Annotated in this window: 15 protein-coding genes; 7 read left to right on the forward strand and 8 right to left on the reverse strand. The window is 70.1% G+C overall.

What is annotated here, in order from left to right:
- Positions 1-172: 172 nt before the first annotated feature.
- Entirely contained in the window at positions 173-1,189 is a 1,017-nt protein-coding gene (locus KEC57_RS01070; RefSeq protein WP_229382668.1) for a LacI family DNA-binding transcriptional regulator, read from the reverse strand.
- A gap of 189 nt (positions 1,190-1,378) precedes the next feature.
- Here KEC57_RS01070 and KEC57_RS01075 point away from each other — a divergent pair, with 189 nt between their 5' ends.
- From KEC57_RS01075 to KEC57_RS01095, 5 genes are all read left to right on the forward strand, one after another.
- Positions 1,379-3,421 carry a beta-galactosidase gene (locus tag KEC57_RS01075; RefSeq protein ID WP_229382669.1) on the forward strand — a complete coding sequence of 681 codons (2,043 nt, stop codon included), beginning with the start codon at positions 1,379-1,381 and terminating at the stop codon, positions 3,419-3,421.
- Positions 3,422-3,578: 157 nt separating this feature from the next.
- Positions 3,579-4,817 carry a sugar ABC transporter substrate-binding protein gene (locus tag KEC57_RS01080; protein WP_229382670.1) on the forward strand — a complete coding sequence of 413 codons (1,239 nt, stop codon included), beginning with the start codon at positions 3,579-3,581 and terminating at the stop codon, positions 4,815-4,817.
- 73 nt (positions 4,818-4,890) lie between these two features.
- Positions 4,891-6,516: an ABC transporter permease subunit gene (locus KEC57_RS01085; protein WP_229382671.1), complete on the forward strand. Its 1,626-nt coding sequence runs from the start codon at positions 4,891-4,893 to the stop codon at positions 6,514-6,516.
- Positions 6,513-7,436 carry a sugar ABC transporter permease gene (locus KEC57_RS01090; RefSeq protein ID WP_372456928.1) on the forward strand — a complete coding sequence of 308 codons (924 nt, stop codon included), beginning with the start codon at positions 6,513-6,515 and terminating at the stop codon, positions 7,434-7,436. Before KEC57_RS01085 ends, KEC57_RS01090 begins: the two co-directional genes overlap by 4 nt.
- A gap of 47 nt (positions 7,437-7,483) precedes the next feature.
- A complete protein-coding gene (locus tag KEC57_RS01095) occupies positions 7,484-11,080 on the forward strand; it encodes a glycosyl hydrolase 53 family protein (protein ID WP_229382672.1) in 3,597 nt (1,198 codons plus the stop codon).
- Between the two features lie 58 nt (positions 11,081-11,138).
- Here the strand turns inward: KEC57_RS01095 and rsmI are convergent, their stop codons facing one another.
- A complete protein-coding gene (rsmI, locus tag KEC57_RS01100) occupies positions 11,139-11,957 on the reverse strand; it encodes a 16S rRNA (cytidine(1402)-2'-O)-methyltransferase (protein WP_229382673.1) in 819 nt (272 codons plus the stop codon).
- Between the two features lie 84 nt (positions 11,958-12,041).
- On the opposite strand from rsmI, the gene KEC57_RS01105 reads away from it, so the two are divergent.
- Positions 12,042-13,661, forward strand: coding sequence for a dolichyl-phosphate-mannose--protein mannosyltransferase (locus KEC57_RS01105; RefSeq protein ID WP_229382674.1), 1,620 nt, complete (start codon positions 12,042-12,044; stop codon positions 13,659-13,661).
- Positions 13,662-13,700: 39 nt separating this feature from the next.
- Here KEC57_RS01105 and KEC57_RS01110 read toward each other — a convergent pair whose 3' ends face one another.
- From KEC57_RS01110 to KEC57_RS01135, 6 genes are read right to left on the reverse strand one after another with little or no spacing between them, the layout of a single operon-like run.
- Positions 13,701-15,602, reverse strand: a complete 1,902-nt coding sequence (locus KEC57_RS01110; protein WP_229382675.1) for a thioredoxin domain-containing protein — start codon at positions 15,600-15,602, stop codon at positions 13,701-13,703.
- A 28-nt stretch (positions 15,603-15,630) separates the two neighbouring features.
- On the reverse strand, positions 15,631-16,479 hold the full coding sequence (locus KEC57_RS01115; protein WP_229382676.1) for an aldo/keto reductase: 849 nt from the start codon (positions 16,477-16,479) through the stop codon (positions 15,631-15,633).
- Positions 16,480-16,498: 19 nt separating this feature from the next.
- A complete protein-coding gene (locus tag KEC57_RS01120) occupies positions 16,499-17,293 on the reverse strand; it encodes an ABC transporter permease (protein WP_229382677.1) in 795 nt (264 codons plus the stop codon).
- The gene (locus KEC57_RS01125) at positions 17,290-18,210 is read right to left on the reverse strand and encodes an ABC transporter ATP-binding protein (RefSeq protein ID WP_229382678.1); all 921 of its coding nucleotides are present in this window, start codon (positions 18,208-18,210) and stop codon (positions 17,290-17,292) included. The genes KEC57_RS01120 and KEC57_RS01125 overlap by 4 nt, the downstream gene beginning before the upstream one ends.
- A complete protein-coding gene (locus KEC57_RS01130) occupies positions 18,207-18,503 on the reverse strand; it encodes a transcriptional regulator (RefSeq protein ID WP_229382679.1) in 297 nt (98 codons plus the stop codon). The genes KEC57_RS01125 and KEC57_RS01130 overlap by 4 nt, the downstream gene beginning before the upstream one ends.
- Positions 18,500-19,147: a hypothetical protein gene (locus KEC57_RS01135; RefSeq protein ID WP_229382680.1), complete on the reverse strand. Its 648-nt coding sequence runs from the start codon at positions 19,145-19,147 to the stop codon at positions 18,500-18,502. Before KEC57_RS01135 ends, KEC57_RS01130 begins: the two co-directional genes overlap by 4 nt.
- A gap of 228 nt (positions 19,148-19,375) precedes the next feature.
- On the opposite strand from KEC57_RS01135, the gene hrpA reads away from it, so the two are divergent.
- Complete coding sequence (gene hrpA / locus KEC57_RS01140) at positions 19,376-23,365, forward strand: ATP-dependent RNA helicase HrpA (protein WP_229383657.1); 3,990 nt, start codon at positions 19,376-19,378, stop codon at positions 23,363-23,365.
- Positions 23,366-23,406 lie beyond the last annotated feature (41 nt).

Below are 23,406 nucleotides of genomic sequence, written 5' to 3' on the forward strand. Positions count from 1 at the left end.
GTCTAGCCAGCGCGGATGCCGCGGCCGCCGCTATGACGGATCGCCCGGTCCCGGCGGCCCGATCGGGCCCCGCCGTAATACGCGGGCGGCCTCCTCGCGCCTCGATCCGTCGCCGGCGGTCGCTCGCTCGCCGGCCGGGCATCGCCGGGCGATCCGAGCCGGTCGGAGCGCGTCAGGCGCTCGCGCGCACCACGAGCGTCGTCGGCAGGGTGATCGGCTTCGGGTCGGCTCCCGCGATCACCTCGAGCAGGAGAGCCACCATCTCGTCGCTCAGGCGGTCCCAGGGCTGGCGCATCGTGGTGAGGGGCGGCTCGTGCGTCGCGGCGAGGCCGGAGTCGTCGAAGCCTGCCACGGCGATGTCGTCGGGAACGCGCAGTCCCGCCTTGCGGATCGCGGCGATCGCGCCGGCCGCCATGAGGTCGCTGGCGGCGAAGACGGCGTCGATACGGCCGGAGCGCTCCAGCAGTCGTGTCATTGCCGCAGCTCCCGACTCCTGGCTGTAGTCGCCCTCCTCGACGAGCGCCTGGTCGAAGTGCTCGCCCATCTCGTCGCGGAAGCCGACCAGGCGGTACCGCCCGCCGGGAGTGTCGTGAGGGCCGGCGATCATCGCGATGCGCCGGTGGCCGCGCCCGAGCAGATAACGGGTCATCTCCCGCGCGGAGCCCTCTTCGTCGACGGACACCGTCGGCACCTGGGCGTCGTGACCGAGCGGGATGCCGCAGCACACGGTGGGCACGCCCGCTTCGAGCAGCGCTTCGACCAGCGGATCGGCTTCGTGCGACGAGATCAGCAGCACGCCGTCGACGTGTCCGGCGCTGACGAAGTGCGCGACGTTGGCGCGCTCGGCCGGTGTGCCGGCGACGAGCAGGACGAGGGTCATCGATCGCTGTGCCAGGGCACCGGCTGCTCCGCGCAGCAGGAGCGCGAAGGTCGGATCGTCGAACAGGAGATGCTGAGGCTCGGTCAGGAGGAAGGCGAGCGAGCCTGCGCGCCCGGTGGCCAGGCTCCTCGCGGCGTGGTTGGCCGTGTACCCCGTGCGCCGGATCGCGTCGTCCACCGCCGCGCGCGCGTCGGGCGACACCCAATGCCCGCCGTTGATGACGCGCGAAACGGTGCCGCGCGACACTCCGGCCGCTGCGGCCACGTCACGGATGGTCGGCTTGCGCCGCACAGACGTCGTCTCCTCCACAACGGGCGACTCTACCCCTCGCCAGGGACGACTGCGCGGCGACACGACCAAAGACTGTGACCGGTCACAGTTGAGTAACGGTTCGACAACAGCCCCTGCGCCGAGGCATCCGCTCGGGTAGAACTGTGACCGGTCCCAGTCTTCGTCGGCGCGGGGCCGAGAACTGATTCCGACCCGATGGAGCGTCCCATGACTTCGCCGAACCCCTGGCCCGCGATGCGGGGTATCGCCTATGGCGGCGACTACACCCCCGAGCAGTGGCCGCGGGAGGTGTGGCGCGAGGACGTCGCCCTCATGCGCGAAGCCGGCGTCAACCTGGTGAGCGTCGGCATCTTCTCGTGGGCGCTGCTGGAGACGAGCGAGGGCGTCTTCGACTTCGCCTGGCTCGACGAACTGCTCGATCTGCTGCACGAGAACGGCGTCTCGGTCGACCTCGGCACGCCCACCGCCTCTCCCCCGGCGTGGTTCTTCGCCGACCACCCCGACGCGCACATCACGACCCGCGAGGGCACCGTGATGGGCTTCGGGGCACGCGGCATGGCCTCGCACTCCTCCCTCGCCTACCGCGAAGCCATCGTCCGCATCGCCTCGGCCCTCGCCGAGCGCTACGGCGCGCACCCCGCGGTCGTGCTGTGGCACGTGCACAACGAGTACGGCGTGCCCGTGGGCGAGGACTACTCCCCCCAGTCGGTGCGCGCCTTCCGCGAGTGGCTGCGGACGAAGTACGGCACGCTCGACGCGCTCAACGCCGCGTGGGGCACGACGTTCTGGGGTCAGCGCTACGGCGAGTGGGATCACGTCGGCGCGCCGGCTGCGGCGCCCTCGGTGGTCAATCCCGCGCAGCGCCTGGACTTCGCGCGCTTCACCGATCACCAACTGCGCGCCTGCTTCATCGCCGAGCGCGACGCCATCCGCGCGCACGCCTCGCAGCCGATCACCACGAACTTCATGGCGAATCAGAGCTGGACGACCGACATGTGGGCATGGGCACGCGAGGTCGACATCGTCTCGGACGACCACTACCTGTGGGCCGCCGACCCCGAGGGCGAGATCGGACTCGCGATCGCGGCCGATCTGTCGCGCTCGGTGGGCGGCGGTGCGCCGTGGATCCTCATGGAGCACTCGACCTCGGCGGTCAACTGGCAGCCCCGCAACATCGCCAAGCGACCCGGCGAGATGGCACGCAACTCGCTCACCCACCTCGCCCGCGGCGCCGATGCCATCCTCTTCTTCCAGTGGCGCGCCTCGCGGTCGGGGGCGGAGAAGTTCCACTCCGCGATGATCCCCCACGCCGGCACGACGTCGCGGGTGTGGCGCGAGGTCGTCGAACTCGGCGGAACACTCGGCCGCCTCGACGAGATCCGCGGGTCGCGCGTGCAGGCAGAGGTCGCGATCCTGTGGGACTTCGAGTCGTTCTGGGCACAGGACCTCGAATGGCGCCCGTCGGTCGACGTCTCGCACACCGAGCAGATCCGCGCGTACTACGAGCGGCTGTGGCGCGACGGCGTCACCGTCGATTTCGCTCTGCCCGGCCAGGACCTCTCGGCCTACAAGCTGGTGATCGCTCCCGCCCAGTACCTGCTGAGCGCCGCGGACGCCGCGAACCTGACCCGGTACGTCCAGGCGGGCGGCACGCTCGTGGTGTCGTTCTTCTCGGCCGTCGTCGACGAGAACGACGCCGTGCACCCCGGCGGCTTCCTGGCGCCCCTGCGCGATGCGCTCGGACTCGTCGTCGAGGAGTTCCTACCTGTCCGCGAAGGCGTCGAGACGACCATCGACTGGCAGGGCGGATCGCCCGCACGCCTGGTGGCCACGGCCTGGCACGAGGACCTCGTGCTTGAGGGCGCCGACGCCGTGGCGGCCTACGTCGACGGACCCGGCGCCGGAAAGCCCGCGATCACGCGACACGGTCACGACGGCGGCGGCGTGGGATGGTACGTCAGTACCAAGCTGGATGCCGCGGGCCTGTCGCACCTGATGGCGGCCGTCTACCTCGATGCCGGCGTCGTCCCGCCGGGACACCCGGAGGGGCTGGAGGTCGTCGTCCGCGACGGCGACGACGCCCGATACGTGATCGCCGTGAACCACCGCGACACTCCCGCGCAACTCGCAGGCTCCGGCATCGAGCTGGTCAGCGGCGTGGCCGTGAGCCGATCGATGACGGTGGAACCCGGCGGCGTCGCCGTCCTTCGCACATCGCTTCCGCTCCCCCCGGGAGGTGATCGCGCCTAGAGCGGCAACCACTGGTCTCGCCCTCGGCCCCGGGGTACCGTCTGAGCGAGATCGTCGACAGCACAGCATCACGATTCCCGGGCACCAACACCAACCGGTCGCGACGGCGCGACCTGCGAGAGCAGCGCCGCCTCGACCACTTCCTGGAAGGAATATCATGCGCAAGCACATCGGCACCGGAATCGCCGTCCTGGCGACCGCGGCACTCCTGGCGGGTTGCAGCTCGGGCAGCGGCGACACCGACACCACCGAGCCTGCGATCGACGGCGAAGGGCAGACGCTCACCGTCTGGGTCGACGAGAACCGTCAGCCGGCCGTCGAGGCGGCGGCCGCGGCATTCGAGGAGGAGACCGGCGCGACCGTCGAGCTCGTCCAGAAGAACTTCGACGACATCCGCAACGACTTCATCGCCCAGGTCCCCACCGGGGATGGCCCCGACATCACGGTGGGCGCACACGACTGGCTGGGCGCGCTGGTCGCGGCCGGAGTCGTCAACACCATCGATCTCGGCGACAAGTCGAGCGAGTTCGAGCAGGTCGCCCTCGACGCCATGACCTACGACGGCCAGCTCTACGCCCTGCCGTACTCGCTCGAGACGATCGCTCTGATCCAGAACATCGGCATGGTCGGCGAGGAAGCCCCCGCCACCTGGGACGACATGATCCAGGCCGGGCTCGACTCGGGCGCCGAGCGCCCGTTCGTGATCAACACGGCCGGCCAGACCGGCGACGCGTACACGATGTACGGCTTCCAGACCTCGTTCGGCGCTCCGGTCTTCGTGCAGGACTCGTCCGGCTCGTACACCACCGAGGTCGGCATGGGCGGCGAGGCCGGTGACGCGTTCGCGGCATGGCTCGGTGCGAATGGCGAGGCCGGGACCGGATACATCTCGACCACGATCGACTACGCGATCAACAACGAGCTCTTCGCCTCCGGCGCAGCGCCGTTCACCGTCCAGGGGCCCTGGGCGATCGCAGATCTCACCGCGCAGGGCGTCGAGGTCGCGGTGAACCCGATTCCGTCGGCCGGTGGCGAGCCCGCGGCACCGTTCGTCGGCGTCCAGGGCTTCTACCTGAGCTCGCAGAGCGCGAACACTCTTCTGGCCAACGAGTTCCTCGTGAACTACATCGGCACCGAAGACGCTCAGCGCGCACTGTACGAGGCCGATCCGCGCATCCCGGCATGGTCGACCCTCGCCGACGAGGTCGCCGAAGACCCGATCATCGCTGGTTTCCTCGCGTCGTCGCAGTCCGGCGTGCCGATGCCGTCGATCCCTGAGATGGGCTCGGTCTGGGACTACTGGAACGCCGCTCAGGTGCAGATCATCACCGGTCAGGACCCGGCGACGACCTGGAACACGATGATCACCGAGTTGACGACCGCCCTCGAGGGCTGACGCTCACCGCGGTCCCGGGGCGCCTCGGCGCCCCGGGACCGCACCCCCACCTCGTGGTCGAACAGGAGAACACATGTCTGTGAAGCAAGCGGACGGCCGGGTCTCGCCCCCGAGCGACGACGACGCCCCGCGACGATCGAGCGAGTCGCACGCCCGGGGCTGGCGGGGAGTGGGATGGGGCTTCATCGTCAAGCTCATCCTGGTCGCGCTGATCAACGCGTTCGGCGTGATGGTCGTGATATCGGCGTTCCGCGTCGAGTCGTGGATCATCCTCGGAGCGATGGTCGTGCTCGTCGCCGCGGTCGACGTGGTCTACTTCTCGCGGCGCGCACTGCCGTTGAAGTATCTGCTGCCCGGTCTCATCTTCCTGTTCACCTTCCAGGTGTTCATCTTCGGCTACACGGCGTACATCGCCTTCACGAACTACGGCACCGGGCACGCCGGCACACAGGAGCAGGCCGTCCAGGCCGCCCTGATCCAGGGTGAGCGACGGGTCGAGGGCAGCCCCACGTACCCCCTCACGGTCGTCGAGCGCGGACTCGGGGAACTCGGCTTCGCGATCAACGACGACGGCACGGTGCTCGTCGGGTCGGAACTGGAGCCCCTCGCCGAGGTGGGCGAGATGGGCGCCGGCGCCCCCACCGACGTCCCCGGCTGGACGATCGTCGAACGAAGCCGGCTGCTGTCGGATCAGGCGCTGCAGCAGACGGTCATCGATCTGCGCGTGCCCGTCTCGGAGGATCCGAACGACGGCTCGATCCGCTCGCGCGACGGCTCCAGCGGCGCCGTGTACGAATCCACACTCGTATGGGACGAACAGGCCCAGACGATCACCGACACCACCACCGGCACCGTCTACCACGCGTCCGATCGCGGCAGCTTCGTCGCCGATGACGGTTCGAGCCTGCCCGCCGGCTGGTTCGTCGGAGTCGGCTTCGACAACTTCGTGAAGATCTTCACCGACCCGCGCCTCGCCGAGCCTCTCCTGCTGGTGACCGCGTGGACCTTCGCGTTCGCGATCCTGTCGGTCCTCGTGCCGTTCGCTCTGGGACTCCTGTTCGCCCTCGTCTTCAACGACCCGCGCGTGCGGGGTCGCAAGGTACTGCGGACGCTGTTCATCCTCCCGTATGCATTCCCGGTGTTCCTGTCGGCTCTGGTCTTCCGGGGCATGTTCAACGCGGAGTTCGGCGTCATCAACGACCTCTTCTTCTTCGGCGCGAACATCAATTGGCTGGGCGATCCGTGGCTCGCCCGATTCGCCGTGCTGTTCGTGAACGTCTGGCTGAGCTTCCCCTACTGGTTCCTGGTGTGCACCGGCGCCCTGCAGGCGATCCCCACCGACGCGCTCGAGGCTGCCGAGATCGATGGCGCGAGCCGGCCGCGGCGCTTCTGGTCGATCATCCTGCCGCTGCTGCTCGTGTCGACCGCCCCGCTGGCGATCGCATCCTTCGCCGTCGGCTTCAACAACTTCACGGTGATCTACCTCTTCAACAACGGCGGTCCCTCGATCCCCGGCGCGCCATACGCGCTCGGCTACACCGACATCCTCATCTCGGCGATCTACGACATCTCGGGAGTCTCGGGCGGCGCTGCCGACTTCGGCCTCGCCAGCGCGCTCGCGATCGTCGTGTTCATCGTCGTCGGCGCCATCGCCGCCATCTCGTTCCGTCAGACCCGTCGCCTGGAGGAGTTCCAATGATGTCCAGCCAGACCGCGACCACCTCGGCGCCGACGCGCACCGACGGCTCTCCCGACCGCACCCGCGCACGGGCACGGCGGCGGCGCTGGTTCGTCGAGGTGGGATGGAAGTACCTCTTCGCCGCGCTCATCATCGTCTACGCGGCATTCCCGCTCGTGTACACGCTGTCGGCCGCCCTCAACCCGCGCGGCACGCTCTCTGCGGCATCCGGGCTGTTCAGCAGCTTCAGCCTCGAGAACTTCACCGCGCTCGCCGACACGCGGTATTGGACCTGGATGAGCAACTCGCTGATCATCGCGAGCGTGACCGCTGTCGGGTCGGTGCTGATGGGAGCCGCGGGCGCCTACGCATTCTCACGGTTCCGCTTCTCGGGGCGGCGCGCGAGCCTGTCCGGCCTGCTCATCATCCAGATGTTCCCGCAGGCGCTGGCGTTCATCGCGATCTTCCTCATGCTGCTGGCGCTGGGCGAGGTCGTGCCGGCACTCGGGTTCAACTCGAAGATCGCGATCATCTGCATCTACTTCGGCGGCGTCCTGGGCGCCAACACGTTCCTTCTGTACGGGTTCTTCAACACCGTGCCCATCGAGATCGACGAATCGGCGAAGATCGACGGCGCGACCCATGCGCAGATCTTCTGGCGCCTGATCTTCCCCCTGGTCACGCCGATCCTCGCCGTGGTCGCCCTGCTGTCGTTCATCGCCACGTACTCCGAGTTCCTGATCTCGCGAATCGTGCTGACGACCGAGGACAACTGGACGCTCGCGGTCGGGATGTACGGCTGGGTGTCGGACCAGCTCACCGCGAACTGGGGTCTGTTCACCGCCGGTGCGGTGCTGGGCGCGATCCCGATCCTCGTCCTCACGCTTCTGCTGCAGCGCTACATCGTCGGCGGCCTCACCTCGGGTGCCGTCAAGGGCTGACGCCGCCCCTCCCTCCCTCCCTCCCTCAACGACGAACGGAGATACAGATGGTTCGAACTTCCGCAAGACTGGGACCGGTCACAGTCCTGACCACGGCCCTCGTCGCGACGGCACTGGTCGCAGCACCCCCGGCCTCGGCCGCCGAAGGTCCGGTCGAGGCCGGCATCGTCGTGGAAAAGGTGGAGAACCTGCCGGCCGACTTCATCAGCGGCGTCGACGTGTCGTCGGCGATCGCGCTGGAGCAGTCGGGCGTCGTCTTCCGCGACGCCGCCGGCCAGCCCGCAGACCTGTTCGACGTGCTCGCCGACGCCGGCATCACCGACGTACGCGTGCGCGTGTGGAACGACCCGTTCGACGCCGCCGGCAACGGGTACGGCGGCGGCGACAACGACGTGGCGCACGCCGTCGAGATCGGGCAGCGCGCGACGGATGCCGGACTCGGCGTGCTCGTCGACTTCCACTACTCCGATTTCTGGGCCGACCCCGCCAAGCAGCAGGCGCCGAAGGCCTGGGCCTCGCTCACGGTCGCTGAGAAGGCGGTGGCGGTCGAGGACTTCACCGCGGATGCCCTCGCGCAGTTCGCCGCAGCGGACGTCGACGTGCAGATGGTGCAGGTCGGCAACGAGACCAACAACGCCGTCGCGGGCGTGAGCGGCTGGGACGGCATGGCCCAGATCTTCGCCGCCGGCTCCGCGGCGGTGCGCGCGGCGTTCCCCGACGCACTCGTGGCCGTGCACTTCACGAACCCCGAGACCAGCGGCCGCTACGCCGGGTATGCACAGAACCTCGCAGCGCGCGGCGTCGACTACGACGTGTTCGCATCGAGCTACTACCCGTTCTGGCACGGGACGCTGACCAACCTCACCTCGGTGCTCTCTAACGTCGCGAGCACATACGGCAAGAAGGTGATGGTCGCAGAGACATCGTGGGCCTACACGCTGGAGGACGGCGACGGGCACGGCAACGTGATCGATCTGGCGTCCGAGGCGACGCAGTATCCGGTCAGCGTTCAGGGCCAGGCGACCGCGATCCGCGACGTGATCCAGGCGGTGGCGAACGTCGGCGCGGCGGGGATCGGCGTCTTCTACTGGGAGCCGGCGTGGCTCCCAGTCGGTCCGCCCTCCGCCCTCGATGCCAACAAGCTGCTGTGGGAGCGCGACGGCTCGGGCTGGGCGTCGAGCTTCGCCGGCGAATACGATCCCGACGACGCCGGCGTGTGGTTCGGCGGCTCCGCCTGGGACAACCAGGCGCTCTTCGGCCACGACGGCACGCCGCTGGAATCGCTCAACGTCTTCTCCTACGCCCGCACGGGCGCCATCGCGCCACGCGAGGTGACCGCGGTCGAGTCGGTCGCCCTCTCGGTGACCGAGGGCTCGCCCGTCGTCCTCCCGGACACCGTCACCGTGTCCTACAACGACGGCTCGACCCAGGCCGAGTCGGTGACCTGGTCGGCGGCCGCCGAATGGATCGCCGGGCCCGGCACCTACGCGATCAGCGGGGTGACGGCATCCGGACACGACGCTTCGGCGACCGTCACCGTGAGCCAGGTGAATCTCCTGCGCAGCCCCGGCTTCGAATCCGACACGGCCGCCTGGACCACCACCGGCACGGCGCTCACAGTGGGCGCCGCCGACGATCCTCGCACCGGCGCACGCTCGACGCACTTCTACTCGGGCGCGGCATACGCGTTCACCCTGTCGCAACGGGTCGATGACGTGCCCGGCGGCAGCTACGTCGCGAGGGCCGCGCTGCAGGGCGATGGGGAGGATGCCGACTCCGACGTGCATCTGAATCTCGAGAGCGGGTCGGGCTCGGCATCCGTCCCCTTCGTGATCGCGGGCTGGCGCAACTGGTCGGTGCCCGCGACAGGTGCGGTGACCGTGGCCGATGGCGCAAGTGCGACCGTCACGATCTCGGCGACGCTTCCGGCGGGAGCATGGGGCACCATCGACGATGTCGAAGTGGTGCGCGAACTGCCCGCGGGCGCCGACACGACGGCGCTCCGAGCGCTCGTGGACCGCGCGGCCGCCCTCGATCGCAGCATCTTCAGTGCCGCATCGCTCGCGACGCTGGACGACGGCGTCGAGATCGCGAAGGTCGTGATGGGCGCACTGTCGCCGACCGCCGACGCGGTCGCCGAGGCATCGGAGCTTCTCGACGCCGCGTTCGAGGGCCTGGTCCTCATCGGCGAGCCGCCCGCACCGGTCGTCGCGCCTACCGCGCTCACCGTCCTCGACGGCGAGCCGATCGAGCTCCCGGAGGTCGTCGCGGTGACCCGGTACGACGGGACCACGATCGAGGAAGCCGTTCTCTGGTCCGATGCGGCGCAATGGATTCCCGGCACCGGTGTCTACGACATCGTCGGTACGACCGCGAGCGGACTCCGCGCGACCGCGACGGTGACGGTCACCGAGCGCGACTGGCTCCGCAACGGCGGGTTCGAAGCCGCCGACGTCTCGATGTGGGTCCTGGGCGGCGCCGGCGCCCGCATCGCCGAGAGCGCGGATGCCGCTGAAGGCACCCGCGCCGTCGACTTCTGGTCGGACTCTGCGTACTCCTTCACGGTGTCGCAGGATGTCACGGGCCTTCCCGAGGGCGACTACGTCCTGTCGTCGACCACGCAGGGCGGCGGCTCCGGCGCCGACGACGCGCTCACGCTCTCGGCCCGCTCCGACGCCACCCACGCAGACGCCGCGCTCGAGCTCGCCGGATGGCGGGAGTTCCGCACCGCGCAGACTCCCGCGATCGCGGTCGGCGCGGACGGCGCGCTCACCGTCTCGGCATCGCTCGCGCTCACCGCCGGCGCGTGGGGCACGATCGACGACTTCCGCCTCGTGCGCCACGGCGGGAATGTCGACGGCGCACCGCTGGCCGCCGATCTCGCAGCGGCCGAGGGGATCGACCTCGCGGGGTACATGCCCGACACGGGAGCGGTCCTCCTCGCCGCGATCGAGCGGGCGCGCGTCGTGCTCGCCGCGGATGCTCCCCCGCAATCCGCGGTCGACGGGGCTCGCACCGCTCTGAGCGCGGCCGTCGAAGGGCTGCTCGTGCTCGACGCGGCGCGCACGGCGCCGGGACGCGGCATCCTCTCCCACGACAACGGCTGGGACACGGGCCTGAAGGACGGCGAGTACACCGTTCGGATGAACCTGTGGTGGGGCGAGAACGCAATCAAGCTGCGTGTGTTCGAGAACGATGTGCTCATCGCGACCGTGCCCCTCTCCTACGGGGGTGTCAGCGCGCAGAGCGCCACGATCGCGGTCGCCGGAAAGTCCAACGGCACCTACGTCTACACCGGCGAGCTCATCAACTCGCGAGGCACGACCGCCGTGCAGCCGATCACCGTGAAGGTGACCGACGCCAACCCGGCGATGCCGGTGCTCAGCCATGACAACCACGACGGGGATGGCCGGTACACCGTCACCGCGAACCTGTGGTGGGGCACGAACGCGACCTCGTACCGGTTCTACGAGGACGGCGTCCTCATCGGGGAGGGCGTACTCACCGCGGCGACACCGGCCGCGCAGCGCGCGACGCTCTCGGTGGCGGGTGCCGCCAAGGGCACGCACATCTACCGCGTCGAGTTCTCCAACTCGGCCGGCTCCACCTCGAGTGCGGACCTGCGTGTGGCGGTGCGCAAGTAGTCCGGCGTCCGTCCCGGCAGGACGCGTCCCGGCACGGTCGCTCGGACGAGTGCCGGACTCAGCTCCGAGCGGCGAGCGCGGCCTGGTACAGCTCGCGGCTGGGGTGACCGGTGAGTGCAGCGACCTCGGTCGAGGCGTCTTTCAGGCGGACGCCTGCGCGCACCAGCTCCCCCACCTGGGTCACCGCATCGGGGAAGGCCACCTCGCGGGCGGGAGCGCCCGCGACGACGATGACGAGCTCGCCCCGGACGCCGCCCTCGGCCCAGACCACGAGCTCGGCGAGCGTGCCGCGCGCGACCTCTTCGTGCAGCTTGGTGAGCTCTCGGCAGACTGCCGCGCGTCGGTCGGCGCCGAAGCCCGCGGCCATGTCGGCGAGCGTCGCGGCCACTCGGGACGGGGCGTCGAAGAACACCATCGTGCGCGGTTCGGCCGCCAGGGCGCGAAATGCGGCGGACCGCTCGCCGTGCTTGCGCGCGACGAACCCCTCGAACGTGAAGCGGTCGGTGGGAAGCCCCGACACCGCAAGAGCGGTGACGACCGCGCTCGGGCCGGGGATGGCGGTCACCGTCACGCCCGCTGCCGCCGCGGCGGCCACCACGCCGTACCCCGGGTCGCTGACGGTGGGCATGCCGGCGTCGCTGAGCAGCAGCACATCCTGGTCGCGGGCCAGCTCGACGAGCTCGGGCGCACGGTCCTTCTCGTTGTGGTCGTGAAGTGCGATCAGCCGGGGGCGATTGACGATGCCGAGCGCGCTGAGGAGGCGGATCGTGGTGCGGGTGTCCTCGGAGGCGACGACGGCGGTCTGCTCGAGCGCTTCGACGAGGCGACGGGACGCGTCCCCGAGGTTTCCGATCGGGGTCGCCGCGAGGATGATCACAGCCCCAGCCTAGATACCTCGACGAGCGCGGACACCATCGGCATGCAACCGGGCATCTGATTCGCGCCCAGTAGACTCTGCCGGGTGACGGACGCCCCCCGGCTGCAGGCCGACCCGCCCGCCGCACCGCTCCTCGCCCCCGCACGCCCGAGCCTGTACGACCGGTTCGCAGCGCGGCTGACGGTCGACGAACGGGCGCGGCGTCTGTACGCGTGGCTCGCCCCCACGATCGTCGTCCTCCTGGCCGCCGTGCTGCGGCTGTGGAATCTCGGCGCTGCGCACGACCTCATGAATCAGTTCGACGAGACGTACTACGTCAAGGACGCCTGGTCGATGTCGCGGCTGGGCTACGAGGGCGCGTGGCCCGAGGGGGCGAACGAGCTGTTCCTCTCCGGCGACGTGAACACCTTCCTCACGGATCCTGCCTTCGTCGTTCATCCCCCGCTGGGCAAGTGGATCATCGCGCTCGGGATGATGGTGCTCGGGCCGGAATCCGGCTGGGGGTGGCGCATCACGACAGCCCTGCTGGGCACGGCGGCGGTGCTCCTGCTCATGCTGATCGCGAAGCGCCTGACGCGCTCCACGACCTTCGCCGTCGTCGCGGGTCTACTCATGGCCGTGGACGGCCTGGCGATCTCGATGAGCCGGGTCGCGCTGCTGGACACGCCCCTGACGTTCTTCGTCCTGCTGGCGTTCCTCTTCGTCCTCCTCGACCGTGAACGCACGATGACCAGGATCGCCGAGACGGTCGCCGCCCGGTTCGAGGGCGACGTCCCGCCGTCGTGGGGACCGCTCCTGTGGAACCGTCCGTGGATCGTCGCGGCCGGAGCAGCGCTCGGCGCGGCATCCGCGGTCAAATGGTCGGGCGTGTGGGTGCTGGCAGGCCTCGGGATCTATCTCGTCGTCACCGACGCATTGGCCCGTCGACGGGCGGGCGTGGTGCTCTGGCCCCACGACGCCGTCCGGCAGGGCCTGGCGACATTCGTCCTGCTCGTGCCTGTCGCGTTCGTGGTGTACCTCGCGTCGTGGACGGGATGGCTCGTGACCGAAGGGGGCTACGACCGGCACTCGGCCGACGCGGCACCGGCGACGGGTCTGTGGGAGTGGGTGCCGCTCCCGTTGCAGAGCCTGTGGATCGATCACGTCACGATGTACAACGCTGCGGCGCAGATCACGTCGGGGCACACATACTCGAGCCCCGCGTGGCAGTGGCCACTGCTGCTGCGCCCGACCGGGATGTACTACCACCACGATGCGCTCGGTGTCGATGGCTGTGCCGCTGCGAACGGCTGCTCGCAGGTGGTCTCGAGCATCCCCAATCCGCTCGTCTGGTACGCCGGCGTCGCCGCCGTGCTGTATCTCGTCTACCGTTTCGTCGTGACCCGCGATTGGCGCTTCGCGCTGGTGCTCACCGGAATCGTCATCACCTACGTGCCCTGGCTCTTCTTCCCCGAGCGCACCGTCTTCCAGTTCTATACGGTGCTGATGCTCCCGTTCATGCTGATCGCGCTGACCTTCGCCCTGCAGGCGATCGCCGGGCCGCCGGGTGCGGACGTGTATCGCCGGCATACCGGTCAGCGGCTGGTGATCGTGTTCCTCGCCGTCGCGCTGGCGCTGGCGGCCTTCTGGTACCCGGTGATCTCGGCGATGAGCGTGCCCTTCGAGTTCTGGCAGCTGCACAACTGGATGCAGGGCTGGATCTAGCGACGCGGAGCCCCTCGGAGGTTCACTCCATCGAGGCGCTCAGGGTGAGAGGTCGGCCGGATCCGTCACCGGCAGCAGGCACGCGAAGTCGCGGCAGTCGTAGACGGTCGCCTCGCCGCCGCGCAGCGACTTCTCGGCGAGCAGCGTGAATCCCGCTTCGGTCCACCGCACGGCCTGCTCCGGCGAGGCGATGACGGTGACGTCGGAGCGGATGCCGCGGGCCGCGGCCGCGAGCGGCGTGCGCGTGTCGGTGGTCACGACGACGATCTGACGCGGCGGTCCTGCGAGCAACGCGGCGACCCGCAGCAGCGCCCCATGCGCGAGCGGCTGGGCCAGTGCCGTCGCGGCGTGCGCGGCCACCAGCCGCGCGGCGAGAGCACGGTAGCTCTCGCTCGCCCCGAGGAGCCACAGTGCGGCGGATGCGCCGGCCACGGCCGCGACTCCGGACGGCTCGTCGGCGTCGGAAGCGGCATCCGGTGCTCCGATGCCCTGCGCTGCCAGCACCGGGTCTCCGCCGCTCGGTGCGTCGAGCCCGCCCCCCGGCGAGACGCACGCGTCGACGAGCTCACGCGCACGCACGGCGTACGCCGGATCTCCCGTGGCCACCGCGAGCGAGACGAGTCCGGAGGCGAGCTGGCCGTAATCGGCGAGTCCGGCGACCGCGCGCGAGGGGATCTCGTCCAGCGAGGCGCGCACGAGCGTGCCGTCCGACGAGAGGTTCGTCTCGAGGACCGCGTCGGCGGCCCAGCGCGCCGCCTCGATCCAGCGCGGCTCGTCCCATCGGGCGCCGGCTCGGGCGAGTGCGCCGATCGCGAGGCCGTTCCAGCCGGTCACGACCTTGCCGTCTACGGCGGGAGGATCCAGCCGTGCGCGGGCGACGGCATCCCTCGCGTAGTACCCGCCCTCGCTGCGTGCGTCGTCGATCCAAGACTCGGAGTCCTGTGCGGCTCCGAAGCCGCCCGCGGGCTGCTGCAGCACGTCGAGCAGGAACCCGGCGACGCCGTCGGAGATCGCCCGGTGGTCCGGCCCGGTCTCGAGTGCGTCGTCGAGTGGGATCTCGAAGCTCGAATCGGTTGCGACATCGAGCAACTGCGCGTTGTCGGTCAGCATGCGCTCGTAATGCGGCACCGACCAGTCGGGCCGCGTCGCGTACCGGAAGAATCCGCCTTCGACGGGGTCGCGAAGCGGCGACGCGGCCATCGCGGCGAGCGCGCGGTCGGCGACGACGGATGCTTCCCCCGCCCCCTCGCGCACCCGTCGCGTCTGAAGGAACCGCAGTGCGGTCGCGACGGGAAACTTGGGGGCCCCGGCGCCCGGGTCACCGAACCCGCCGTAGCGCGGATCCTCGCGGGCGGCGAGTTCGCGCGCTGCCGCGAGGATCTGCTCGCCCGTCGGCGGCGTGTCGCCGTGCGTTGCCCGATCGGCGATCGAAGCACCCGAGCGGACCTCTGCGAGGGCGTCGGCGACGGCGTCCGCGGTGCCGTCGATCTGATCGCGGCGTTCGGTCCACGCCTCGCGCACCGCGGCGAGCACCTGGCGGAAAGCGGGAAGCCCTCCGCGCGGAGTCGGCGGAAAGTACGTGCCGGCGTAGAACGGCCTGCCGTCGGGCGTGGCGAAGACGGTGAGCGGCCAGCCGAGGCTCGGCGTGAACGCCGCCGCAGCGGCCATATAGGTCGCGTCGACCTCGGGATGCTCCTCGCGGTCGACCTTGATCGAGACGAAGCCCGCGGCGAGATCCGCCGCGGCCGCCGGATCTTCGAACGACTCCCGCGCCATCACATGACACCAGTGGCACGTCGAGTAGCCGATCGACACCATCACGGGAACGTCCCGCGCGCGGGCCTCGGCGAACGCCTCCTCGCCCCACGGGAACCACGCCACCGGATTGCCCGCGTGGGCTCTCAGGTAGGGGCTCGTCGCTGCCGCGAGGCGAGGATTCATGGCTTCGTCTCCGTCGCCCCGCCGGGCGTCAGTTGACCTCGTCCGGGTGCGCGCTCACGCGACCCGAGCCGTCGCCCGGGTCGATCGCGTCGATGGCCGCGATCTCTTCGGCGGTGAGGTCGAAGTCGAACACGTCGAGGTTCTCTTCGAGACGCTCGCGGCGCACGGACTTCGGGAAGACGACGTAGCCCTTCTGAAGGTGCCAGCGCAGCACCGTCTGCGCGGGGGTCTTGCCGTGCGCGGCTGCGGCGGCGGCGACGGGGGCCGCTCCGAACAGGTCGTACTTGCCCTGCCCGAGCGGACCCCACGACTCGATCTTCACGTCGTGCGATGCTGCCCACTCGGTGATCTCGCGCTGCTGGTACGCGGGGTGCAGCTCGATCTGGTTGACGGCGGGAACGACGCCGGTCGCCTCGACGATGCGCTCCAGGTGCGGCACGAGGTGGTTCGAGACGCCGATGCTGCGGGCAAGACCCGCCGCACGCAGTTCGATGACCTTCTCCCACGCGTGGACGTAGTCGTCCTTCGCGGGCGTCGGCCAGTGCACGAGGTACAGGTCGACCTGCTCGAGACCGAGCTTGCCGAGGCTCTCGCCGATCGCCGCGCGCGGTTCGTCGTCGTGGTGGCGGTCGTTCCAGAGCTTGGTCGTGATGAAGAGCTCATCGCGCGGGATGCCGCTGGCCGCGATCGCCGCGCCGACTCCCTCTTCGTTGCCGTAGATCGCCGCCGTGTCGATGTGGCGGTACCCGACCTCGAACGCTTCGGCGACGGCACGCTCGGTGTCGGTCGGGGGCACCTTGAAGACGCCGTAGCCGAGCTGCGGGATCAGGTGGCCGTCGTTGAGGGTGAGGGTGGGAATGCGTGGGGTGTTCGCCATGCCATCCAGCCTAAGCACGTCAGCGGTATCGGCGGCCCTCGTCTCGGCGGAACAGCACGAGCGAGGCCGCCAGCATCACGACGGTCCACACCACGATGCCGACCCACACCCACCACTCCAGCGTTCCGCCCTGCGTCGCCCAGATCACGAACTCGCGCGCCTGACGGGACGGGGTGAACGTGGAGATCGTGTCGAGCCAGTCCGCGAACAGGATCGGAGGCAGGAACAATCCGCCGAGGAACGCGAGGGCGAACATCACGATCTGGATGACCGCGATGGCGGCCTTGAACGGCAGCGCGTAGCCGATCGCGGTGCCGATGAGCATGAACGGCAGGGCCGAGACGCCGAGGGCGACGACGCCTGCCAGGATCCGCAGCGGCGGTGCTTCGGCAGCGGTGAACAGCCCGCCCACGACGATGACCGGGAGGATCGCGACCAGGCCGAGCATTCCGGTGGAAAGGATCTGGGCGAATACCCGCGAGATGCCCGGTGCCGGCAGGGTCCGCAGGTACGGGTCCCACGGCTTCTCACGACTCTCCGAGATGGTGAGCCCGAAGCTGAAGAGTGCGTTCGACATGACGGCGAACACCGACAGCGAGATCACCGCCTGCGTCGCGAACTCGGGGTTCTCGGCGACCGCGCGCTGCGGGACGACGAAGAACAGCAGCGCGAGCGCGGGAAAGACGATCGTGCCGATGACCGCGATGGGCACGCGCAAGGTCTCGATGAGGCCGTACTTCGCGTGCAGGAGCGTGATCCGCGCGACGGACGGCGCCGGGGTGCTCGACGGTGCGGCGTTCGAGATGGCGTTCACGACGCGGCCTCCTCTCGGACGGATGCGAGCGTCGCCCCCGCGAGCCCGGCGTCGGTCAGCGCGAGGAACGCCTCCTCGAGCGTCGCGCCGCGCACGGTGAGGTCACGGAAGTCCGTGCCCGTGTGCACGAGTTCGCGGACGAACGCGTCGGCGTCCTCGACCGTGAGAACTTCGATCTCGCCCACGCGGTCGTGATGCACGAGACCGGGAAGAGCTCCGAGCCTCACCGGATCGTCGGTCCTGAGGCGCACCTGGCTGACGCCCACCCGGGCGAGCACGCGCGCGACGGTGTCGTCGGCGAGCACGCGACCCCGACCGAGCACGACGACCCGCTCGGCGAGCGCCTCGATCTCTTCGAGATAGTGGCTGGTGACGACGACGGTGGCACCCGAGTCGTGCTGGCGGCGGATGGCGGCCCAGAGGGTCCTGCGCGCGTCGACGTCGAGGCCGGTCGTCGGTTCGTCCAGCAGCACCAGGCGGGGACGCCCGACGAAGGCGAGCGCCACGGCGAGGCGGCGCTTCTGGCCGCCGGAGAGCGATCCGCACTGGCGGCGGAGCATCTCGGTGAGCCCGAACTCGGCAGCGAGGTCGGCGGTGGGGATGCGATCGCCGAAATGCCCTCCGACGTAGTCGATGACTTCGCCGACGCGCAGGGTCTCGGGCAGGGCGGTCTCCTGCGGAGTGGTGCCGAGCGACTGGCGGCGGCGTGCATCGCCGGGGTCGCCCCCGAACAGCGTCACCGTGCCGCTCGTCGGGCGGCGAAGCCCCTGCAGCAGCGACAGCAGCGTGGTCTTGCCGGCCCCGTTGGGACCGAGCAGCCCCACGATGGCCCCTTCGTCGATGTGGAGGGTGACATCGTCGACGGCGACGAGGTCGCCGTAGCGGCGGGTCACGTGATCGAAGTGCGCGAGTGTCATGGACGTTCTCCTAGAACGGATCGCAAGGTCTCGGTGTAGTCCTCGAAGGCGCGTCGTCCCTGCCGAGTCAGGGCGAGGTAGGTCACCGGCGTGCGCCCCCGGTGGGTCTTCTCGACGGCGACGTAACCGGCATCCTCGAGCTTGCGGACATGTGTGGAGAGGTTGCCGGCCGTCATGTCGAGCAATTCCTGCAGCCGCGGGAACGCGATGCTCTCCCCCGTGTCGAGGGTCGCCAGCGCCGCGGTGATGCGCAGCCGCGCGGCGGCATGGATGATCGGGTCGAGTTCGGTCATCGGCGCACCCACAGCCACACGACCAGCGCCCCGACCAGGAACCCTCCGCCGCCGCCGATGGCGAACACCAGGTAGTGCGTGGGATAGCCGAAGTAGGGGGCGACGAGAGCCACCGCGACGATCCAGAGCCCCATCCACAGTGTCGGCCGTGCCTGCCAGATCGCTGCGGCGAGGATGTACATGATGCCGACGAACAGCACCGAACCGGTCGGGTAGAAGATGTTGGCGAGCTCGCGCGGCATGCCGTTGACGATGAGCGCCGTCCCGAACGCCACGAGCGCGAGGAAGCCGATCATCCACGTCAGCCCGAACACCGTTCCGGTGAACGCCGATTCGGGCGATGTCCGGATGCCGCGCTGGCTGCGGGCGCCGAGGACGGCCGACGCGAGGATGGCCGCGATCATGAGCGCGATGAACACGACCACCGCCACGGGCAGCGGGATCGATATCGCGGGCTTCGCTCCATCGATCAGCCACAGCATCCCGAACCCCACCGACCACGCGAGCCCCCACGCCAGCAGGATCCACGGCACGTAGCGCGCCAGACTCCGCGTGACGCGGTCCTGCTGGCTCTGGATCAGTTCGAGCATCTCGGCGGCATCCCGCGGCGCCTCCTCGTCGCCGACTCGGGTCTCAGGGGTCATGGTGCTCCGATCGGGAGGAAGGCCAGCGCGAGCGCCGGCAGTGAGGTGAAGAGGTCGATCGTGCCGTGGGCGGGGCTCCCCCGCCACCTCGCCTGCGCGATCAGTTCATCGGTCACGCGGACTTTGTATCGCAAAGTGCTTTGCATGTCAATGGAGTTTGCCGCGGAGCCGGTCGTCATCGTCGTCACCGGCCGCGCGGTGATCTCGGCCGTCATACGATGGAGGGCTATGTCCGCGCCCGCGCCCGTCCCCGTGATCTCCTACCCGCCCGAGCTGCCCGTCAGCGCCGCGCGGGAAGAGATCGCGCGCGCACTGCGTGATCACCAGGTCGTGATCGTCGCGGGGGCGACGGGTTCCGGCAAGACGACGCAGCTGCCGAAGATCGCGCTCGAGCTCGGCCGCACGCGCATCGCGCACACCCAGCCTCGACGCATCGCCGCCCGCACGATCGCGGAGCGCATCGCCGAAGAGCTCCAGGTTCCCCTCGGCGGGGCGGTCGGCTACAAGGTGCGCTTCACCGACAAGGTCTCGGACGACACCCGCATCGCCCTGATGACCGACGGCATCCTCCTCAACGAGATCCACCGCGATCGGCTGCTGCGCCGCTACGACACGATCATCGTCGACGAGGCGCACGAGCGCTCCCTGAACGTCGACTTCCTGATCGGCTATCTCCGGCGGATCCTCCCGCAGCGACCCGACCTCAAGGTCGTCGTGACCAGCGCGACCATCGACCCCGAGAGCTTCGCGAAGCACTTCGCCGATCAGCAGGGCAACCCCGCTCCGATCATCGAGGTGTCGGGGCGCACCTATCCCGTAGAGGTGCGCTATCGCCCGGCTGCGAGCTCGGGTACCGGTGCGACCGGCGACGAGGGCGCCGAGACCGACGACGTCGACGGCATCACCCGCGCGCTGCGGGAGCTGGACCGGGAGGCCTCCGGCGACGTGCTGGTGTTCCTTCCGGGTGAGGCCGAGATCCGCGATGCGACGGATGCCGTTCGCGGCATGTACGCGAAGGACGCCTCCCCGACCGAGGTCCTCCCGCTGTACGGCCGGCTGAGCGCCGCCGAGCAGCACCGGGTGTTCGAGCGGTCCGCGGTCCCGGGCGTGCGGCGACGCGTGATCCTGGCGACGAACGTCGCCGAGACGAGTCTCACCGTCCCCGGCATCCGCTATGTCGTCGATACGGGTACGGCGCGCATCTCGCGCTACAGCACCCGCAGCAAGATCCAGCGACTGCCCATCGAGCCCGTCTCGCAGGCGTCGGCGCAGCAGCGCTCGGGCCGCGCCGGGCGCACGAGCCCGGGCATCGCGATCAGGCTGTACTCCGAGGAGGACTTCCAGAGCCGGGACGAGTTCACCGAGCCCGAGATCCTCCGCACGAGCCTGGCCGCCGTCATCCTGCAGATGCTGTCGCTCGGGTTCGGCGACATCTCGTCCTTCCCCTTCCTCACCCCGCCCGACTCGCGCGGGGTCAAGGCCGCACTGGAGCTGTTGCTGGAGCTGGGCGCGGTCGTCGCCCCCTCGACGAGTTCGGCGACCGCCAAGGGCGACGGCCAGACGAAGCTCACCGACCTCGGCCGCGAGATCGCCCGGCTGCCGATCGATCCGCGGTTCGCGCGCATGCTCGTCGAGGCTCGCCGCACCGGAGTGCTCCCCGACATGCTGGCGATCGTGTCGGGACTGTCGATCCAGGATGTCCGCGAGCGCCCGTCCGTCGATGCGGGAGCCGGCCGCCGTGAAGAGGCCGAGCGCCTGCACGCCCGCTTCACCGACCCGACGAGCGACTTCCTCAGCCTTCTGAATTTGTGGAACCATCTGCAGGAGAAACAGGCAGAACTGGGCTCGAGCGCGTTCCGGCGCCTGTGCCGCACCGAGCATCTGAATTACGTGCGCGTGCGGGAGTGGTCCGACGTGCACCGGCAGCTGAGCGCGCTCTTGAAAGCGCCGCGCACGGCCGACTCCTCGACGTCGGACCCCGATGTACTGCACAAGGCGATCCTTTCGGGCCTGCTCTCGCACATCGGCATGCTCGATGAGAGAAGTGCCGCGAAAGCTCCGCAGCGGGGTCGGTCCGGGGCGGGTGCGGGCGACCGCGCCGACCAGCGCCGCGCCGCGGAGTACCTCGGTTCCCGCGGCACCCGTTTCGCGGTGTTCCCGGGGTCGGGACTGCGTAAGAAGCGCCCGCAGGCGCTGATGGCGGCCGAGATCGTCGAGACGAGTCGGCTGTTCGCGCGGACGGTGGCGGCGATCGACCCGGCGTGGGCCGAGCCCCTCGCGGGCGACCTCGCCAAGCGCCAGCTCAGCGAGCCGCACTGGTCCAAGGACGCCGGCGCGGCATCCGCATACGAGAAGGTGACCCTCTTCGGTGTCGAGATCGTGCCGCGCCGCCGCGTGCAGCTCTCGCGCTTCGACCGTCCCTTCGCACGCGAGCTGTTTCTGCGCCACGCGCTCGTGGAAGGCGAGTGGGATGCGTCGGTGCTCGACAAGCGCCTCACGGCGTTCGAGCGGCGCAACCTCGAACTGCGTCGCAGGCTGGAGAAGGTCGAGGAGCGTGAGCGGCGCCGCGACATCCTTGTCGGCGACGAGGCGGTATACCGCTTCTACGACGCCCGGATCCCCCGCGACGTCTTCGACGTGCGCTCCTTCGAAGCGTGGTGGCGGGATGCGTCGAACCGCACGCCCCGGCTGCTCGACATGACCGAGGCCGACCTCATCGACGAGGCCTCCCGCGGCGACGAGCGCGACTTCCCCGCGCGATGGACCCAGGGCGATCAGGTGCTCTCGCTCGCCTACCGATTCGAGCCGGGTACCGCGGACGACGGTGTGACGGTGGTCGTACCGCTCGCGCTCCTCGCACAGCTGCGCCCGGACGGCTTCGACTGGCAGGTGCCGGGCATGCGCGACGAACTCATCACCGCCCTCCTGCGCTCGCTTCCCAAGGCGATCCGCCGCCACGTCGTGCCCGCTGCGGACTGGGCGGCGACGTTCTCGGCCGAGATCGCCGGCCAGGGCCCGGAATCGCACGACGGCCTGCCCACGGTCGGCCTGCGCGAGGCCCTGGCCGCACGCATCCAGCGTGTCGCGGGCCAGCCGGTGTCCGCCGCCGATTTCGAGCTGGAGCGCGTACCCGAGCACCTGCGCATGTCCTTCCGCGCCGTCGACGAGCGCGGACGCGCGGTCGGGTCGGACCGCGACCTGACCGCACTGCAGGAGCGACTGGCGGGACGCGCCCGCGAATCCGTCGCCCGCGTCTCGTCTCGGGCCGCGACGGATGCTCCGCGCAGGCCCGGCGAGTCTCGAGGCGAGACGAGGCGGCCCGGCCCGACTCCACCGACGGGAGCCGCGTTCGCGGAGCGCACCGGACTCACCGACTGGACGTTCGGCGACCTCCCCGATGTCGTCGACACGAAGGTCGCGGGCGGCGTGGTGCGGGGATACCCGGCGATCATCGACGAGGGCTCGACGGTCGCCGTGCGCATCGAGGCGACACCCGAGTCCGCGGCGCGTGCGACGCACGCCGGCGTGCGGCGCCTCGTGCTGCTGGCGGTCGCCTCCCCCGCGCCGTACGTGCTCGAGCATCTGACCTCGGCCGAGAAGCTTGCGCTCGCGGCGTCACCGTATCCATCCGCGAAGGCGCTCATCGAGGACTGCCGGGTGGCGGTGGCGGATGCCGTCATCGCACGCACCGCTCCCGCCGATGCTGTGCGCACGCGCGCGCAGTTCGAGACCGTGCGCGACGCCCTGTCGGCGACCGTCGTGGACGAGCTGTTCCAGACGGTGTCGCTCGCCGCACGCATCCTGACGGCCGCACGGGAGGTGGAGCGCGCGATGCGCGATCAGAACTCCCTCACGCTCCTGGGCGCGCTCGCCGACGTCAAGGGCCAGTTGGCCGGACTCGTGTTCCCCGGATTCGCCGCTCGGATCGGCACCACCCGCCTCGCCCACCTGCCTCGCTACCTGCGGGGCGCCCTCGATCGGGTGCGCACCCTCTCCGACAACCCCGGGCGCGACCGCCAGCGCATGACCGAATTCGAGCGTGCCGCAGCGCTCTATGCCGACGCGGGCGGCGTCATCCCGCTCCCGGCCGGCGCGCCGGCGGCGCTGGAACGCACGCGGTGGCTGCTCGAGGAGTATCGCGTCAGCCTGTTCGCACAATCGCTCAGGACGGCGGAGCCGGTGTCGCTGCAGCGGATCCAGAAGTCCTTGCGGGAGTAGCGCGGCACGGTCTTCGTGCTCGACGTACACGGTCGCTGGGC

The sequence above is a fragment of the Microbacterium allomyrinae genome (assembly GCF_020682705.1).
GTDB lineage: Bacteria > Actinomycetota > Actinomycetes > Actinomycetales > Microbacteriaceae > Microbacterium > Microbacterium allomyrinae.

What these genes read in the sequence shown, in the direction of transcription:
- KEC57_RS01075 (WP_229382669.1), top strand. Translation starts at nt 1,379, where the DNA reads ATGACTTCGCCGAACCCCTGGCCCGCGATGCGGGGTATCGCCTATGGC.
- KEC57_RS01080 (WP_229382670.1), top strand. Translation starts at nt 3,579, where the DNA reads ATGCGCAAGCACATCGGCACCGGAATCGCCGTCCTGGCGACCGCGGCA.
- KEC57_RS01085 (WP_229382671.1), top strand. Translation starts at nt 4,891, where the DNA reads ATGTCTGTGAAGCAAGCGGACGGCCGGGTCTCGCCCCCGAGCGACGAC.
- KEC57_RS01090 (WP_372456928.1), top strand. Translation starts at nt 6,513, where the DNA reads ATGATGTCCAGCCAGACCGCGACCACCTCGGCGCCGACGCGCACCGAC.
- KEC57_RS01095 (WP_229382672.1), top strand. Translation starts at nt 7,484, where the DNA reads ATGGTTCGAACTTCCGCAAGACTGGGACCGGTCACAGTCCTGACCACG.
- KEC57_RS01110 (WP_229382675.1), bottom strand. Translation starts at nt 15,602, where the DNA reads ATGAATCCTCGCCTCGCGGCAGCGACGAGCCCCTACCTGAGAGCCCAC.
- KEC57_RS01115 (WP_229382676.1), bottom strand. Translation starts at nt 16,479, where the DNA reads ATGGCGAACACCCCACGCATTCCCACCCTCACCCTCAACGACGGCCAC.
- KEC57_RS01125 (WP_229382678.1), bottom strand. Translation starts at nt 18,210, where the DNA reads ATGACACTCGCGCACTTCGATCACGTGACCCGCCGCTACGGCGACCTC.
- KEC57_RS01130 (WP_229382679.1), bottom strand. Translation starts at nt 18,503, where the DNA reads ATGACCGAACTCGACCCGATCATCCATGCCGCCGCGCGGCTGCGCATC.
- KEC57_RS01135 (WP_229382680.1), bottom strand. Translation starts at nt 19,147, where the DNA reads ATGACCCCTGAGACCCGAGTCGGCGACGAGGAGGCGCCGCGGGATGCC.
- hrpA (WP_229383657.1), top strand. Translation starts at nt 19,376, where the DNA reads ATGTCCGCGCCCGCGCCCGTCCCCGTGATCTCCTACCCGCCCGAGCTG.